A 15,016-nucleotide genomic window follows, 5' to 3' on the forward strand; every position below is an offset into this window, starting at 1 on the left:
CTGCGCTCGCAGCAAGAGGGCAAAGGGATTTCGTGCTCTTGAGATATGAGGAAGACAATTGAATAGTGCAATTCAACGGCACATCGGCCCCTTCGCGCTGATGCTGACGGGACTCGGCTCGATCATCGGGTCGGGCTGGCTGTTCGGCGCCTGGAAGGCGGCCAAGATCGCGGGCCCGGCGGCGTTGTGCGCATGGGTGATCGGCGCAGTCGTCATTCTGGCGATTGCGCTCACTTACGCGGAACTCGGCGCGATGTTCCCCGAGTCGGGTGGCATGGTGCGCTACGCGCGCTACTCGCACGGCGCGCTGGTGGGCTTTATCAGCGCGTGGGCCAACTGGATTGCCATCGTATCGGTGATTCCGATCGAGGCGGAAGCGTCAATCCAGTACATGAGCACCTGGCCGTATGAATGGGCGCATAACCTGTTCATCAACGGCGAGCTGACCGTCCCAGGTTTATTGCTCTCCGCGGTGCTCGTGGTGATCTACTTCCTGCTGAACTACTGGGGCGTGAAAGTGTTCGCACGCGCCAATTCGGCCATCACGATCTTCAAGTTCATCATTCCCGGCCTGACGATTCTCGGTCTGATGATGAGCGGCTTCCACAAGGAAAACCTCGGCGACAGCTTTGGCGGAACGGGCGCGTTCGCGCCATACGGCTGGTCGGCGGTGCTGACGGCTGTGGCCACGAGCGGCATCGTGTTCGCGTTCAACGGTTTCCAGAGCCCGATCAACCTCGCGGGCGAAGCGCGCAATCCGGCGAAGAGCGTACCGTTCGCGGTGATCGGATCGATCCTGCTGGCGCTGGTGATTTACGTGCTGCTGCAGATCGCGTATCTCGGCGCAGTGAGTCCCGCCGATGTCGTGAAGGGCTGGAGCCAGTTCAACTTCAAGTCGCCGTTTGCGGAACTTGCGATCGCGCTGAACCTGAACTGGCTGGCGATCCTGCTGTACATCGACGCGTTCGTCAGCCCGAGCGGCACGGGCACGACCTATATGGCGACGACCACGCGCATGATCTACGCGATGGAGCGCAACAACACGATGCCCAAGATGTTCGGCAACGTGCACCCGCTGTATGGCGTGCCGCGTCCGGCGATGTGGTTCAACCTGTGCGTGTCGTTTATCTTCCTGTTCTTCTTCCGTGGCTGGAGTTCGCTGGCGGCGGTGATTTCGGTGGCGACCGTGATCTCGTATCTGACGGGGCCGATCAGCCTGATGGCGCTGCGTCGTGCGGCGACGGATCTCGAGCGTCCGCTGCGCATTGGCGGCATGAGCGTGATCGCGCCGTTCGCGTTCGTGTGCGCGTCGCTGATTTTGTACTGGGCGAAGTGGCCGCTGACGGGCGAAATCATTCTGCTGATGATCGTCGCGCTGCCGGTGTTCTTCTACTTCCAGGCGAAGTCGGGTTTTGGCGGCTTCAACCAGGATCTGAAGGCGGCGTGGTGGCTGGTGGCCTACTTGCCCGTGATGGCGATCCTGTCGCTGATCGGCAGCAAGCAGTTCGGTGGCATGGGTGTGTTGCCGTACGGCTGGGATATGGTGGTGGTGATCGTCTGCGCGCTGATTTTCTATTACTGGGGCGTGCATACGGGTTATCGCACCGAGTATCTGAACGAGCGTGAATCGCACGACGAGATTCTCGAAGGCATCGGCGCCTGATTGACGAACGGTCATCAAGACCGTCTGACCCACAAAAAAGCCCGCCAGATTCTGGCGGGCTTTTTTACGTGCGGGGCGCTGCGGATCAGGCGTTGCCGAACACGTAGTTGGTCATCGCCAGCGAGCGCTGGAACGTCCCGAGCGACTGGATCCCGAGCGTGTAATCGTCAGCCGCCGCACCCAGCGCGGCAAACACGGGCAACAGATGCTCATCGGTCGGATGCATGAACGCGGCATGCGGCGCCTGACGCCGGTAATCGAGCAGCGCGTCGATATCGCGATCGACAAGGCGCGCTTCGAACCAGTCGGTGAACTCGGTGACGCGCGGATCGGCATCTTCCGGCCGCGCCGAGAAATCGGCTTCACGCAGGTTATGCGTGATCTGCCCCGATCCGACGATCATCACGCCCTCGTCCTGCAGCGGACGGAGCGCGCGGCCAATGCGGAAGTGATGCGCGGGATCGAGCTTCGGCTGGATCGACAGTTGCGCGACCGGCACGTCGGCGTGCGGGAACATCAGCAGCATCGGCACCCACGCGCCGTGGTCGAGACCGTGCGGCTGCGTTGCTGTCGGAATGCCGTGTTCGCCGAGCAATTCGGAGGCGCGGCGCGCAACATCGGGCGCGCCCGGCGCCGGGTACTGGATCTCGTACAACTGGCGCGGAAAGCCGTAGAAATCGTGAATCGTCTCGGGTGCATCCGACGTACTGGCGACGGGCTGATGCGTCATCCAGTGGGCGGACAGCATCAGGATCGCTTTCGGACGCGGCACTTCGGCGGACAGCGAGGCGAATTCGGCGCGAGGCATCGAGGGATCGATCGGCAGCGTCGGCGCGCCGTGCGACAGGAAGAGGGAAGGCAAGCGGCTCATGGCGGTGCGGGCCGGATCAGGGCCGGAAAGGTTTCGTTGGAGTGAATATAAGGCCGCACTGCGGTTTGATAAACGGCTTGAAGAGGATTTGATTGTGTCGCGGCAGTTGGGAATCGGGTCCAATGAGCCGCGTGATGCAGCTGCAACGGTGTGATCCGACTACTTTACGACTGCGGCGTATTCAAACCTTGCCACGCAGGTGCCAGCGCCGGACCCAGCGCAAACAGATCGAGCACGCGCGCGACGGTATCGTCGACCATCTGATCGATTGTTTCCGGCCGGTTGTAGAACGCGGGTAACGGCGGAAAAATCACGCCGCCCATTTCGGTAACCGCCGTCATGTTGCGCAGATGCGCGAGATTGAAGGGCGTTTCGCGCACCATCAGCACGAGCCGCCGACGTTCCTTCAGCGTGACATCCGCGGCACGCGTGATCAGATTGTCCGAGAGACCATGCGCGATGCTCGCGAGCGTTTTCATCGAGCACGGCGCGACGATCATGCCGTCGGTCGCGAAAGAACCGGACGCGATGCTCGCGCCCACGTCGCGCACGGAATGGACGACATCCGCGAGCGGATGCACGTCTTCACGCGACAGTTCGAGTTCGTGCTGGATATTGAGCCATCCGGCGCTGGAAATCAGCAGATGGCTTTCGACGCCGCCCAGTTTGCGCAGCGTCTGGAGCAGCCGGATGCCGTAAATGGCACCCGTCGCTCCCGTGATGGCGATGATGAGACGACGAGGCGCCGCAACGCGTGTTTCCATGACGTGCGGCGCCGCGTTGCGTGACTCAGTAACGTCGCTTAAGCAGCGGCAAACAGCTGCTGCAGTTCACCCGACTGATACATCTCCATCATGATGTCCGAGCCGCCGACGAATTCGCCGTTGACGTACAGCTGCGGAATGGTCGGCCAGTTCGAGAATTCCTTGATGCCCTGGCGCACGGCGTCGTCTTCGAGGACGTTGACTGTCTTGAACTGATCGACGCCGCATGCCTTCAGGATCTGGATTGCGCGGCCCGAGAAGCCGCACATCGGGAATTGCGCGTTGCCTTTCATGAAGAGCACGACGGGATTTTCGTCGACGATTTGCTTGATGCGTTGTTGCGTGTCCATGACTGACCTTGCGAATCCGGTGTGTGTAAGGGATAGGTTGAAATGATAGCGGATTTCTCTGATAGCGACCGGCGGCTGGCATTGCGTGCCCCGCACGGTTCCAGCACGAGCCGCCGTGTATCAGCCCGGCCAGCGCCCGCCGCTGATCCGTTCGATGTCCGCCAGATCGCATTCGGAACGGACGTCGGCGAAACCGTGTGCCGTGAGAATTTCCCGAACGGCTTCAGCCTGATCGTAGCCGTGCTCCATCCACAGGACGCCGTTCGGCAGCAGCCGCGACGGCGCGCCCGCGACGATCGCGCGGATCGCGGAAAGGCCGTCGGCTTCGTCGGTGAGCGCGCCGCGCGGCTCGAAGCGCAGATCGCCTTGCGACAGATGCGGATCGCCGTTCGCGATATACGGCGGGTTGCTGACGATCACATCGAATTTCAGCGACGCTTCGAGCGCGCCGTACCAGTCGCTTTGGGCGAAGTGCAGGGCGCCGCCGGGACGCTTCGGTTCGAGCAGCTTGACGGCGTTGCGCTGGGCCACCGTCAACGCTTCCGGCGAACGATCGACGGCCCAGACACGCGCGTCCGGCCGCGACCACGCAATCGACACGGCAATCGCGCCCGTGCCAGTGCCGAGATCGAGCACGCCGGGGCGCATGGCGCGGCCTTCGAGCGCCTGCACCGCCGTCTCGACCAGCAATTCGGTTTCGGGGCGCGGGATCAGCACATCGCGTGTGACTTCGAATTCGAGCCCGAAAAACTCGCGTGATCCGATCAGTTGCGCGACCGGCTCGCCGGCCACTCGCCGCGTTTCGAGATCGCGATAGGCCTCGACTTTGGCTTGATCGAGCGGTGTGTCGGCGCGCGTGATCAGTTCCGTGCGACGCCAGCCCAGCGCGTGCCCGAGCAGAATGCGCGCTTCGAGCGCGGGCAGCGGCGACGCGCGTAGTAACGAGGCGACGGTATCCATGTGCGGGCCTTCAGTCTGCGTCGCCGAGCGACGCAAGCAGCTCCGCCTGATGCTCGGAGACGAGCGCCGCGATCAGTTCGTCGAGATCGCCTTCCATGATCGACTCGAGGCGATACAGGGTCAGGTTGATCCGGTGATCGGTGAGACGGCCTTGCGGGAAGTTGTACGTGCGAATGCGCTCCGAGCGGTCGCCCGAGCCGATCAGGCTCTTGCGGGTCGCGGCTTCCTTCGCGTGCTGCTCGTGGTACTGCTTGTCCTTGATGCGCGCGGCGAGCACTTTCAGCGCGCGATCCTTGTTCTTGTGCTGCGAACGGTCGTCCTGACATTCGACGACGATGCCCGTCGGCAAGTGCGTCACGCGCACGGCCGAATCGGTCTTGTTGATGTGCTGGCCGCCCGCGCCCGACGCGCGGAACGTATCAATGCGCAGATCGGCGGGATTGATTTCGACTTCGCCGATTTCATCGGCTTCCGGCATCACCGCGACGGTACACGCCGACGTGTGGATGCGGCCCTGCGTTTCCGTGGCGGGCACGCGCTGCACGCGGTGGCCGCCCGACTCGAACTTGAGCTTGGAGTAAGCGGCATCGCCCGCAATCCGCACGATCACTTCCTTGTAGCCGCCCAGATCCGACTCGCTCGCCGACATCATTTCGACCTGCCAGCGGTTGCGTTCCGCGTAGCGCAGATACATGCGCAGCAGGTCGCCCGCGAACAGCGCCGATTCGTCGCCGCCCGTGCCCGCGCGGATTTCGAGGAAGATGTTGCGATCGTCGTTCGGGTCTTTGGGCAGCAGCATTTTCTGCAGTTCGCCCTCGAGCGTTTCCATCCGCTCGCGTGCCGCGCGGATTTCTTCTTCCGCGAAATCCTTCATCGACGCATCCGACAGCAGTTCCTGTGCGGTCGCCGCGTCGTTCATCGTCTGACGCCACAAGCCATACTGTTCGACCACGGGCTGCAGTTCGGCGTGTTCGCGCGTGAGCTTGCGGTATTGGTCGATGTTCGACGTGATGTCCTGGCGGCTCAACAGGTCATTCAGTTCGGCCAGCCGGGTGGTGAGCTGGTCGAGCTTGGCTTGCATGCTCGTTTTCATTGGGGCGGTCGGTCGGAGCGGAGTCCGGAAAAAACGGCTGATTCGGGATGTCGGGACGATGACCCGGGAAGATAACCTGGGACGCAAGCGTCGGACAATGCGGGAGAAGCACCGGACGGGCCTGGTCGGTAGCCCGCGACGATGCTGCGGCGTGCAGCGCCGCTAACGCTCGGAAGAGGAGTGAGCGTGCTTGTAGAAGCCGCCCATCAGTTCGATGAGCTGGTCGCGGTTTTCGCTGCTGGCGCGGTTGAGCGCGTGCGTCGGACCGTGGATGAGCTTGTTGGTGAGTGCCTGCGACAGCGCTTCGAGCACGGCGGCGGGGTCGTCGCCACGCGCGAGCATCTTTTGCGCTTTTTCGACTTCGGCGCGGCGAAGGGCGTCAGCCTGCGTATGCATGTGACGGATGACGGGCACGATGCTGCGCGCATCGAGCCACTGCATGAAATTCTGCACGCGCGTTTCGATGATCGTCTCGGCCTGCGCGACGGCAGCTTGCCGCGACGCGTTGCCTTCACGGACGATCGCGCCGAGATCGTCGACGGTGTACAGGAACACGTCTTCCAGCTTGCCCACTTCAGGCTCGATGTCGCGCGGCACCGCGAGATCGACCATGAAAATGGGGCGGTGACGGCGCGCCTTCACCGCGCGCTCGACGGCGCCAAGACCGATGATAGGCAGCGTCGACGCCGTGCACGAGACGATGATGTCGAACTCGTGCATACGCGTGGGCAGTTCGGACAGCGGAATCGCGCGGCCATTGAAGCTTTCGGCCAGACGCTGGCCGCGTTCGGCCGTGCGGTTCGCGACTACCAGCTCGCGCGGCTGTTGCGCGGCAAAGTGCGTCGCGCACAATTCGATCATTTCGCCCGCGCCGATAAACAGCACGCGCTGGTTCGACACCTTGTCGAAAATGCGCTGCGCGAGGCGCACCGCCGCGGCAGCCATCGAAACCGATTGCGCCCCGATTTCAGTCGTCGTGCGGACTTCCTTCGCGACGGCGAAGGTGCGCTGGAACAACTGGTTCAGATACGTGCCGAGCGCGCCGGCTTCCGACGCCGTGCGCACCGCATCCTTCATCTGGCCGACGATCTGCGTCTCACCCAGCACCATCGAATCCAGCCCCGACGCAACGCGAAACGCGTGGCGCACGGCTTCCGACTGCGGCAGCGCGTACACGTGCGGCGCGAGTTCGTCGACGGCGATGTTGTGGTACTTCGACAGCCAGTGGATGGCGGCTTCGCGCGCGGCCTGATCGTCGGTTGCGCAGTAGAGTTCGGTTCGATTGCAGGTGGACAGAATCGCTGCTTCCGGTGCCGTGCGGGCGGTGCGGCCGGGGAAGATGTCCTTGAACGTCGACAGTGCCGGCTTGATCTGTTCGAGCGGAAACGCCACGCGCTCGCGCAAGGCGACAGGCGCGGTGTGGTGGTTGATTCCGATCGTTAGCAGTTGCACGGGGACGCTACGGCGTGTTTGGCGCGTATTGGGGCTATGGTTAGGCCCAATATTATAGCGTTTCCGCGATTCTTTCAGTCGGCGTGGGTTTATCCGCGCTATCCGTGTTTTCGACTGGAATCGGGTCCAGGCGATAGCCGTAGCCGTACAGCGGCGTGAGGGTGTAGCCGAATTCGGGGCGCAATTCGAGCTTGGTCCGAATGCGCGACGCGTGGGTATCGAGCGTGCGCGACTTTACGTCGCGGCGGCGCGACCAGACGGTTTCGAGGATATGCGCCCGCGAAACGGGCCGCGACATATTGGTAAACAGAAGCAGCGCGAACTGGAGTTCTTTCGGCGTAAGGGAAATAGTCTGGCCCCGAAAACTGACGATCGAGCGGCCGGCGTCGAACGCGTATTCGCCGAACATCTCCCGTACGCGGTTGCGCGGACGCCGGATGCCGGCACGACGCATCAGCGCCTCGATGCGGGCGAGCATTTCGGGGCCGCGTACGGGCTTTGACAGGCAATCGTCGGCGCCTGCCTGTAGCATCGACACCAGTTCGCTTTCGCGCGGCGTTAGCATCATCGCGACGACGGGCAGACCGGGTAAAACCTTGCGCACGCGCACGATCACATCTTCGGCGGCGGCGTCGCCGCAATAGGCGTCGGTGAGGAGAAGATCGAAGAATTCGCTTTCGGCGTCGGCCAGAAAGGGCGCGCTGGACGGGAAGTGATGACAGGCGTGTCCCCCGGCAAGCAGTAGCCGGCCGACTATTTCCGCATGCCGGATGTCAGGCTCAATAAGGGCGATTCGCATGGGCGGTGGGACGGAGCGCAGCGGTCTGGCACAGAAGGCTTTCAGCTTGCTTAACCTTACCCCGGCCCCTAAACTCAACCGCTACGCCGAAAGCCGTGCTGACCTTCAAGTGAAAGAGAAAAAATGCTAGCCACCGATAAAACAGCCGCCTATCAGAAGAGTCTTAAATTGATGGACGGTACGCGCTGATGGGCTGGCCAGGATTGATCATCCTCGGCGCGGTGGTCGGAGCAGCCAGCTGGTGGTTGCATCCGTTGCGCCGTGCGAGCCGCGTGGCGCTATGGGCGGCGATGCTGATCGGCGTGGTGGGGGCCGTGGTGGCCCACATGGCGGGCAATGTCATTCAGCTTTTCCACGACGGCGACACGCTCGAATGGCCGGTCTGCACCGCTATTGCTCTCGTTGCCGTTGCCGTGACGGTCGGCTTGTTCTCCCGTCGATGAATTCTTGCAGGTGAAACCGATGAACGTACGACTCCCCGAAACCGCCTCGATCCCCGAGCGCATTGCGCAACTGCGCAGCGCGATGAAGCAGGAAGGGCTTGCCGCCTGCCTCGTGCCCTCCGCCGATCCGCATCTCTCCGAATATCTGCCCGGCCGCTGGCAAGGACGCGAATGGCTGTCGGGATTTACCGGCTCGGTCGGCACACTGGTCGTGACGGCGGATTTCGCCGGCCTGTGGGTCGACAGCCGCTACTGGGTGCAGGCCGAAGCGCAACTGTCGGGCACGGGCATTCAGCTGATGAAAATGTTCGGTGGCCAGCAAACGGCGCCGCATATCGACTGGCTCGCGCAGAATGTGCCGGCGGGCGGGACTGTCGGCGTCGATGGCGCGGTGCTCGGTGTCGCGGCGGCGCGAGCGCTCGGCGACGCGCTGAAGGCGCGCGGCGTCAAGCTGCGCACGGATCTCGACGTGCTCGACATCGTCTGGCCGCAGCGCCCGTCGCTGCCGACGGCTGCCGTCTACGAACACGTCGCGCCGCACGCGAGCGTGTCTCGCGCCGAAAAGCTCGACCAGATTCGCCGCGCGATGCAGGAGAAGGGCGCGCAGTGGCACTTCATTTCCACACTCGACGATCTCGCCTGGCTGCTGAACCTGCGCGGCGCCGATGTGAACTACAACCCGGTGTTCGTCGCGCATGCGCTGATCGGACTGGATCGCGCGTCGCTGTTCGTGGTCGACGGCAAGGTGCCGGCTGAACTGGCTGAATCGCTGGCACGCGACGGCATTCGCGTCGAGCCGTACGCAAAAGCAGCCGACGCGCTGGCCGCGCTGCCGAACGGCCAGACGCTGCTGATCGACCCGCGCCGCATCACCTTCGGTTTGCTGCAATCGGTGCCGGCTTCGGTGGCGATCGTCGAGGCTGTGAATCCGTCTACGTTCTTCAAGTCGCGCAAGACGGAAGCGGAAGCCGCGCACGTGCGCGCGACGATGGAGCAGGACGGCGCGGCGCTTGCCGAGTTTTTCGCGTGGTTCGAAGGCGCGCTGGGCCGCGAAACCATCACCGAACTGACCATCGACGAAAAGCTGACGGCGGCGCGCGCTCGCCAGTCAGGGTTCGTGACGCTGAGCTTTGCGACCATCGCCGGCTTCAACGCGAATGGCGCGATGCCGCACTATCGCGCCACGCAGCAGTCGCATTCGACTATCGAAGGCAACGGCCTGTTGCTGATCGATTCCGGTGGCCAGTATCTGAGCGGCACGACGGACATCACGCGCGTCGTGCCGATCGGCACGATCAACGACGAGCATCGCCGCGACTTCACAACGGTGCTGAAGGGCACGATGGCGCTGTCACGTGCGAAATTCCCGCGCGGCATCCGCTCGCCGATGCTCGATTCGATTGCGCGCGCACCCATCTGGGAAGTGGGCGCGGACTACGGCCACGGCACGGGCCACGGCGTCGGCTACTTCCTGAACGTGCACGAAGGCCCGCAGGTGATCTCGCACTACGCGCCCGCCGAAGCGTGGACGGCAATGGAAGAAGGCATGATCACGTCGATCGAGCCGGGTATCTATCGTCCGGGCAAGTGGGGTATTCGCATCGAGAATCTGGTGCTGAACCGCGCAGCCGAAAAGACCGAGTTCGGCGATTTCCTCGAGTTCGAAACGCTGACGCTGTGCCCGATCGACACGCGCTGCGTCGCGCTGAACCTGCTGCGCGACGACGAGCGCGCCTGGCTCAACGCGTATCACGAGATGGTGCGCGCGCGCGTGTCGCCGCATGTGTCGGGCGATGCGAAGGCATGGCTCGAAACCCGCACGCAGCCGATCTGACGTAACACGCCTCACCCGCTGCGCGATCGGATCGCTTCGCAACGAAGTCAGCCGATCGTGCAGCGGCCTCCGCCAGATTTCACCTTTCTGGCGCCATTTTGCCGCTATGCTGACGAGTCGCTTCATCGCGGCGGCTCGTCTCTCCAACGCCGCCGGTTTCGCTCGATCCATCACCCATGAATAGCGAGGCTTGCATGCCAGGTGTTGCCGTCATCGTCATCGACGTACAGCAGATGTTCTTCAGCGGGCCTTCGCCCGCGTATCGCAGCGAAGCCGTGATCAGCGGCATCAACCAGCTCACTGCCGCCGCGCGCAACGCGCATGCGCCCGTTTTCTTCGTGCAGCACGAAAGCGATGCCAGCGGCCCGCTCGCGCGCGGTAGCGATGCGTGGCAATTGCCCGCCGCGTTGGTGCGCGAGCAGGCGGACCTGTCGATCCACAAGACGGTCGGCGATTCGTTCCATGAGACGCCGCTGGCGGATCAGCTTCGTCAAAAGGACATCGACAGCGTGGTGATATGCGGCTATGCGTCCGAGTTCTGCGTCAACGCGACGGCGCGCCGTGCGGAACTGCTCGGCCTGCGGACGACCATCGTGTCCGACCTGCACACCACGCAAGACAAGCCGCACCTCGCCGCCGACAAGATCGTCGAGCACCAGAATTTCGTCTGGTCGAATTCGTCGATGACGGGCCGGCGCGTCAAGGTGCGCCCACTTACCGATATCCTGCAAACGGAGTTCGCATGACCATCAAGGCAGTCGTATTCGATTTCGGCGGCGTGCTGATCGACTGGAGCCCGCAGTATCTGTATCGCGAGCTGATTCCCGACGACGCCGAGCGCGCGTGGTTTCTCACGAACGTCTGCACGATGGACTGGGTGATCCGTCAGGACGGCGGTCAACCGATCGCGGAAGGCACGGCTGAACTGGTCGAGAAGTTTCCCGAGCACGAAGCGCTGATCCGCGCGTTTTACGGACGCTGGCATCAGATGGTGGCAGGCGTGCTCGACGGCGGCGTTGCGACCGTCGAGAAGCTCGAAGCCGCTGACGTGCCGCTCTTCGGCCTGACGAACTGGTCGGACGAGACCTTTCCGTATGCGTGGGAACGTTATGACGTGCTGCGGAAGTTCAAGGACATCGTCGTGTCGGGCCGCGTGAAGATGGTGAAGCCCGATCCGGCAATCTTCGCCGAGATGCTGAGCCGCATTCGTGCGCATCTGCCGGAGATTCAACCGCACGAACTCGTGTTCATCGACGACAACCTGATCAACGCGCGCGCCGCAACCGAACTCGGCTGGCACGGCGTCCATCACACGAGCGCCGCGCAGACGGAAGCGACACTCCGCGAACTGGGCCTGCCGGTATAAACCGGGCGACGCGCTTACTGTCCCAACAGGTTCTTGAGCGCGTTCCCCAGTCCCTTCACTGTTTCTCCCGCACCTTTCGCGACACCTTCGGCGCTGACGCCGAGCGCCTTGGCGAAGTTCGCGCGCAACTCCGTCATCACACTTTCGTTGAGCTTGAACTTCGGATCGCGCAGATTGCCGTCGATCACGAAGTGCAGCGTGATGTCGTCGCCATGTTTTTTCAGCGCAGCGACGGCGGCGCGGGTCGGAATCTGCAGGAAGGTGTCGAGCGGATCGTCCGTTTGGGCCAGTTGCAGATGATGCAGCGTGACCGTGCCGGGCGCGTGGATGTGATAGTTCGTCACCGTCGACTGGAGATTCAGGTCGAGCGTGCCGCCCGTCACCTGCGCCTTGGCGCCGGCCTTTTGCAGCAGATAGGGATCGAGCGTCACGACGTCGATGCCGCGCAGCGTGGTGGTTGTCTGCGAGTCCTTGCTGGCGATTTTCATCCAGCCGTCGAATGTCACCGTGCCCGTGTGCGACGGCCCTTTGATCGCGCCTTTGACGGACAGATTGGTCGGCTCGTTGAGATCGGGCAGATGGATGTGATCGACACTCGCGCTCGCGTTGCTGACAACGACCTTGTAAGCCGGTTTGCGGATCATCTCGTCGTAGAAGACGAACTGGCCGTCGGTGAACGCGACGTGGTCGATGAGTTTTTCGGCGGGCAACTGCGACGGCGACGGGTTCGCTGCGGCGCTGCTCGCGTCGCTTGCCGCCTGGCCGGGTTCGCTCATCGACTGGCGCAGCTTCGGCAGGATCCCCAGCCGGCCGCTCGCGGTGCGCACGAGCGCGAGACTGAAGCCGCGAATCTCGACGCTTCGCAGATGCACGCGCTGATGGAGCAGATCGCCGATGTCGGGCGTGATGACGATTTCGTCGGCGGTGAGGGCGTCGGGCGTGGGCCAGTCCTTCGGCGCCGTGAGCCGCACGCGGCGCAGCGTAATCGCCGACATGCCGACATCGATGCTGTCCGCCGTGCCGAGCGGGGCGAGCGCGGCAGCGATGCGCTCTTTCACTTCGTGTTGCACGAAATACAACCCGCCCAGCGCGATCACGGCGAGCAGCACGATCGCGGCTGCGACGCCCAGCAACACGCGCTTGCCCATCGACATCGCCATGCGACCTCCTCGTCCGTGCAATGGCCGTGGTTCTTCGGGTTATCTGATGCAGATTGCCACGCATGATGCCCGGGAAGCATCAAAAGCGCAGCGCAGGCCGCGAACGCCTGGGTCTGCAACGGCGGAACCGCAAGCGATCCTTGCGAGGGGAGGGAGCAACTCTTATGCCGTCCGCATCGGGCCGCGCGAGGCGGCCCGGCTGCGGACGGGCAGCACAACGGAGATTTAACGGCTGATCGGCTTGTAACGCAGACGCTTCGGACGCGCGGCTTCTTCGCCCAGACGCGCGCGCTTGTCCGCTTCGTATTCCTGGTAGTTGCCGTTGAAGAACGTCACTTGCGAGTCGCCTTCGAACGCGAGGATGTGCGTCGCGATGCGGTCGAGGAACCAGCGATCGTGCGAGATCACCATCACCGAGCCGGCGAATTCGAGCAGCGCGTCTTCGAGCGCGCGCAGCGTTTCGACGGCGAGGTCGTTCGACGGTTCGTCGAGCAGCAGCACGTTGCCGCCGGCGATCAGCGTCTTGGCCAGATGCAGACGGCCGCGTTCACCGCCCGACAAATTGCCGACGATCTTCTGCTGGTCGCCGCCCTTGAAGTTGAAGCGGCCGATGTACGCACGCGACGGCGTTTCGTACTTGCCGACCGTTAGCACGTCCGCGCCGCCGGAGATGGCTTCGAACACGGTCTTGTCGCCTTCCAGCGCATCGCGGCTCTGATCGACGTAAGCCAGCTTGACGGTCGGCCCTTGCACGATTTCGCCCGAATCCGGCTGTTCCTTGCCCGTCAGCATGCGGAACAGCGTCGACTTACCGGCGCCGTTCGGCCCGATGATGCCGACGATCGCGCCTGCCGGGATCTTGAAGCTCAGATCGTCGATCAGCAGACGGTCGCCGTACGACTTGCTGACGTTCTTGAACTCGATGACTTCATTGCCGAGGCGGTCGCCGACGGGGATGAAGATTTCCTGCGTTTCATTGCGCTTCTGGTATTCCTGGCTGTTCAGTTCCTCGAAGCGGGCGATACGCGCCTTCGACTTTGCCTGACGGCCCTTCGGGTTCTGGCGCACCCACTCCAGTTCCTTCTTGATCGCTTTCTGACGCGCGGATTCCGACGCTTCTTCCTGCTTCAGGCGGTCTTCCTTCTGGTCGAGCCAGCTGCTGTAGTTGCCCTTCCAGGGAATGCCGTGGCCGCGGTCGAGTTCGAGAATCCACTCGGCGGCGTTGTCGAGGAAGTAGCGATCATGGGTGACGGCGACGACGGTGCCGGGGAAGCGCGTGAGGAACTGTTCCAGCCATTCGACGGATTCGGCGTCGAGGTGGTTGGTCGGTTCGTCGAGCAGCAGCATGTCGGGCTTCTGGAGCAGCAGCTTGCACAGCGCGACGCGGCGCTTTTCACCGCCCGACAGGTGTTCGATCTTCGCGTCCCACGACGGCAGGCGCAGCGCGTCGGCGGCGACTTCGAGCTGCTGTTCGGGGCTGCCGCCGTCGCTGGTAGCGAGGATGGCTTCGTACTTGGCCTGTTCGGCGGCGAGCGCGTCGAAGTCGGCGTCCGGCTCGGCGTAGGCGGCGTAGATTTCGTCGAGCTTCTTTTGCGCCTGGAACACGTCGCCGAGACCTTCTTCGACGGCTTCGCGCACGGTCTTTTGCGGATCGAGTTGCGGTTCCTGCGGCAGATAGCCGATGTTCAGGTTCGGCATCGGCGTGGCTTCGCCTTCGATGTCCTTGTCGACGCCGGCCATGATGCGGATCAGCGTGGACTTGCCCGAGCCGTTCAGGCCAAGCAGACCGATCTTCGCGCCGGGGAAGAACGACAGCGAGATGTCTTTCAGGATTTGACGCTTGGGCGGCACGATCTTGCCGACCCGGTTCATGGTGAAGTCGTATTGGGCCATTTGCTTGCTGAGTCAGGATTGACGCCGTCGAGGTTTTGACGCCGGACGGCGTGGGGTGAATGGGTTTGGGTTTTTGCTGTAGCTGGCGGTTGCCGGGCGCTGCGGGTTCTTGCTGGCGCGCGCTTCGGGCGAGAATCGGTATTGTACTTCTTGTGTCTGTGACGCTGGATTGTTGGGGTTAGGTTTGGTTGTGCTTTGCGGTGGTGTTCGCGGTTTTTGCTTTTGCTTTTGCTGGCATCCGCGATTTGGTGTTGGTTCTTCATGCGTTGCCCCTGTGCGGGGCGGCACCTACTTTTCTTTGCCGCCGCAAAGAAAAGTAGGCAAAAGAAAGCGGGCTAACACCGCCCACTCCGGTCACTGCCTGCGGG

Annotated in this window: 15 protein-coding genes; 5 read left to right on the top strand and 10 right to left on the bottom strand. The window is 63.1% G+C overall.

Features of this window, described 5'->3' with window-relative positions; genetic code table 11:
* Positions 1–58 precede the first annotated feature (58 nt).
* Positions 59–1,663 carry an APC family permease gene (locus DK391_RS20350; protein WP_109479775.1) on the top strand — a complete coding sequence of 535 codons (1,605 nt, stop codon included), beginning with the start codon at positions 59–61 and terminating at the stop codon, positions 1,661–1,663.
* Positions 1,664–1,748: 85 nt separating this feature from the next.
* Here DK391_RS20350 and DK391_RS20355 read toward each other — a convergent pair whose 3' ends face one another.
* The 7 genes from DK391_RS20355 to DK391_RS20385 all read right to left on the bottom strand — a co-directional run bounded on the left by DK391_RS20355 (position 1,749) and on the right by DK391_RS20385 (position 7,952).
* Positions 1,749–2,534 carry a class III extradiol ring-cleavage dioxygenase gene (locus DK391_RS20355; protein ID WP_109479776.1) on the bottom strand — a complete coding sequence of 262 codons (786 nt, stop codon included), beginning with the start codon at positions 2,532–2,534 and terminating at the stop codon, positions 1,749–1,751.
* Positions 2,535–2,698: 164 nt separating this feature from the next.
* Positions 2,699–3,298, bottom strand: a complete 600-nt coding sequence (locus DK391_RS20360) for a UbiX family flavin prenyltransferase (RefSeq protein WP_109479777.1) — start codon at positions 3,296–3,298, stop codon at positions 2,699–2,701.
* 38 nt (positions 3,299–3,336) lie between these two features.
* Positions 3,337–3,648: a Grx4 family monothiol glutaredoxin gene (gene grxD / locus DK391_RS20365; protein WP_109479778.1), complete on the bottom strand. Its 312-nt coding sequence runs from the start codon at positions 3,646–3,648 to the stop codon at positions 3,337–3,339.
* Between the two features lie 120 nt (positions 3,649–3,768).
* On the bottom strand, positions 3,769–4,608 hold the full coding sequence (prmC, locus tag DK391_RS20370; protein WP_109479779.1) for a peptide chain release factor N(5)-glutamine methyltransferase: 840 nt from the start codon (positions 4,606–4,608) through the stop codon (positions 3,769–3,771).
* Between the two features lie 10 nt (positions 4,609–4,618).
* Positions 4,619–5,701 carry a peptide chain release factor 1 gene (gene prfA, locus DK391_RS20375; RefSeq protein ID WP_109479780.1) on the bottom strand — a complete coding sequence of 361 codons (1,083 nt, stop codon included), beginning with the start codon at positions 5,699–5,701 and terminating at the stop codon, positions 4,619–4,621.
* A gap of 162 nt (positions 5,702–5,863) precedes the next feature.
* Positions 5,864–7,153 carry a glutamyl-tRNA reductase gene (hemA, locus tag DK391_RS20380; RefSeq protein WP_109479781.1) on the bottom strand — a complete coding sequence of 430 codons (1,290 nt, stop codon included), beginning with the start codon at positions 7,151–7,153 and terminating at the stop codon, positions 5,864–5,866.
* Between the two features lie 52 nt (positions 7,154–7,205).
* Positions 7,206–7,952 carry a response regulator transcription factor gene (locus DK391_RS20385; RefSeq protein WP_109479782.1) on the bottom strand — a complete coding sequence of 249 codons (747 nt, stop codon included), beginning with the start codon at positions 7,950–7,952 and terminating at the stop codon, positions 7,206–7,208.
* A gap of 188 nt (positions 7,953–8,140) precedes the next feature.
* Here DK391_RS20385 and DK391_RS20390 point away from each other — a divergent pair, with 188 nt between their 5' ends.
* The 4 genes from DK391_RS20390 to DK391_RS20405 all read left to right on the top strand — a co-directional run bounded on the left by DK391_RS20390 (position 8,141) and on the right by DK391_RS20405 (position 11,595).
* The gene (locus tag DK391_RS20390) at positions 8,141–8,395 is read left to right on the top strand and encodes a hypothetical protein (protein WP_109479783.1); all 255 of its coding nucleotides are present in this window, start codon (positions 8,141–8,143) and stop codon (positions 8,393–8,395) included.
* A gap of 19 nt (positions 8,396–8,414) precedes the next feature.
* On the top strand, positions 8,415–10,229 hold the full coding sequence (locus DK391_RS20395; RefSeq protein ID WP_109479784.1) for an aminopeptidase P family protein: 1,815 nt from the start codon (positions 8,415–8,417) through the stop codon (positions 10,227–10,229).
* Positions 10,230–10,423: 194 nt separating this feature from the next.
* Positions 10,424–10,975, top strand: a complete 552-nt coding sequence (locus DK391_RS20400) for a cysteine hydrolase family protein (RefSeq protein ID WP_109479785.1) — start codon at positions 10,424–10,426, stop codon at positions 10,973–10,975.
* On the top strand, positions 10,972–11,595 hold the full coding sequence (locus tag DK391_RS20405; RefSeq protein ID WP_109479786.1) for an HAD family phosphatase: 624 nt from the start codon (positions 10,972–10,974) through the stop codon (positions 11,593–11,595). Before DK391_RS20400 ends, DK391_RS20405 begins: the two co-directional genes overlap by 4 nt.
* A gap of 14 nt (positions 11,596–11,609) precedes the next feature.
* Here the strand turns inward: DK391_RS20405 and DK391_RS20410 are convergent, their stop codons facing one another.
* From DK391_RS20410 to DK391_RS44385, 3 genes are all read right to left on the bottom strand, one after another.
* Positions 11,610–12,755, bottom strand: a complete 1,146-nt coding sequence (locus tag DK391_RS20410) for a DUF748 domain-containing protein (protein WP_109479787.1) — start codon at positions 12,753–12,755, stop codon at positions 11,610–11,612.
* Positions 12,756–12,980: 225 nt separating this feature from the next.
* Positions 12,981–14,648 (bottom strand): energy-dependent translational throttle protein EttA, encoded by a 1,668-nt coding sequence (gene ettA / locus DK391_RS20415; RefSeq protein WP_109479788.1) that lies wholly within the window; start codon positions 14,646–14,648, stop codon positions 12,981–12,983.
* A complete protein-coding gene (locus DK391_RS44385) occupies positions 14,624–14,911 on the bottom strand; it encodes a hypothetical protein (RefSeq protein WP_162600872.1) in 288 nt (95 codons plus the stop codon). Before DK391_RS44385 ends, ettA begins: the two co-directional genes overlap by 25 nt.
* Positions 14,912–15,016 lie beyond the last annotated feature (105 nt).

Origin of the sequence: Paraburkholderia sp. C35 (genome assembly GCF_003121405.1) — a bacterium.
Classification (GTDB): Bacteria; Pseudomonadota; Gammaproteobacteria; order Burkholderiales; family Burkholderiaceae; genus Paraburkholderia.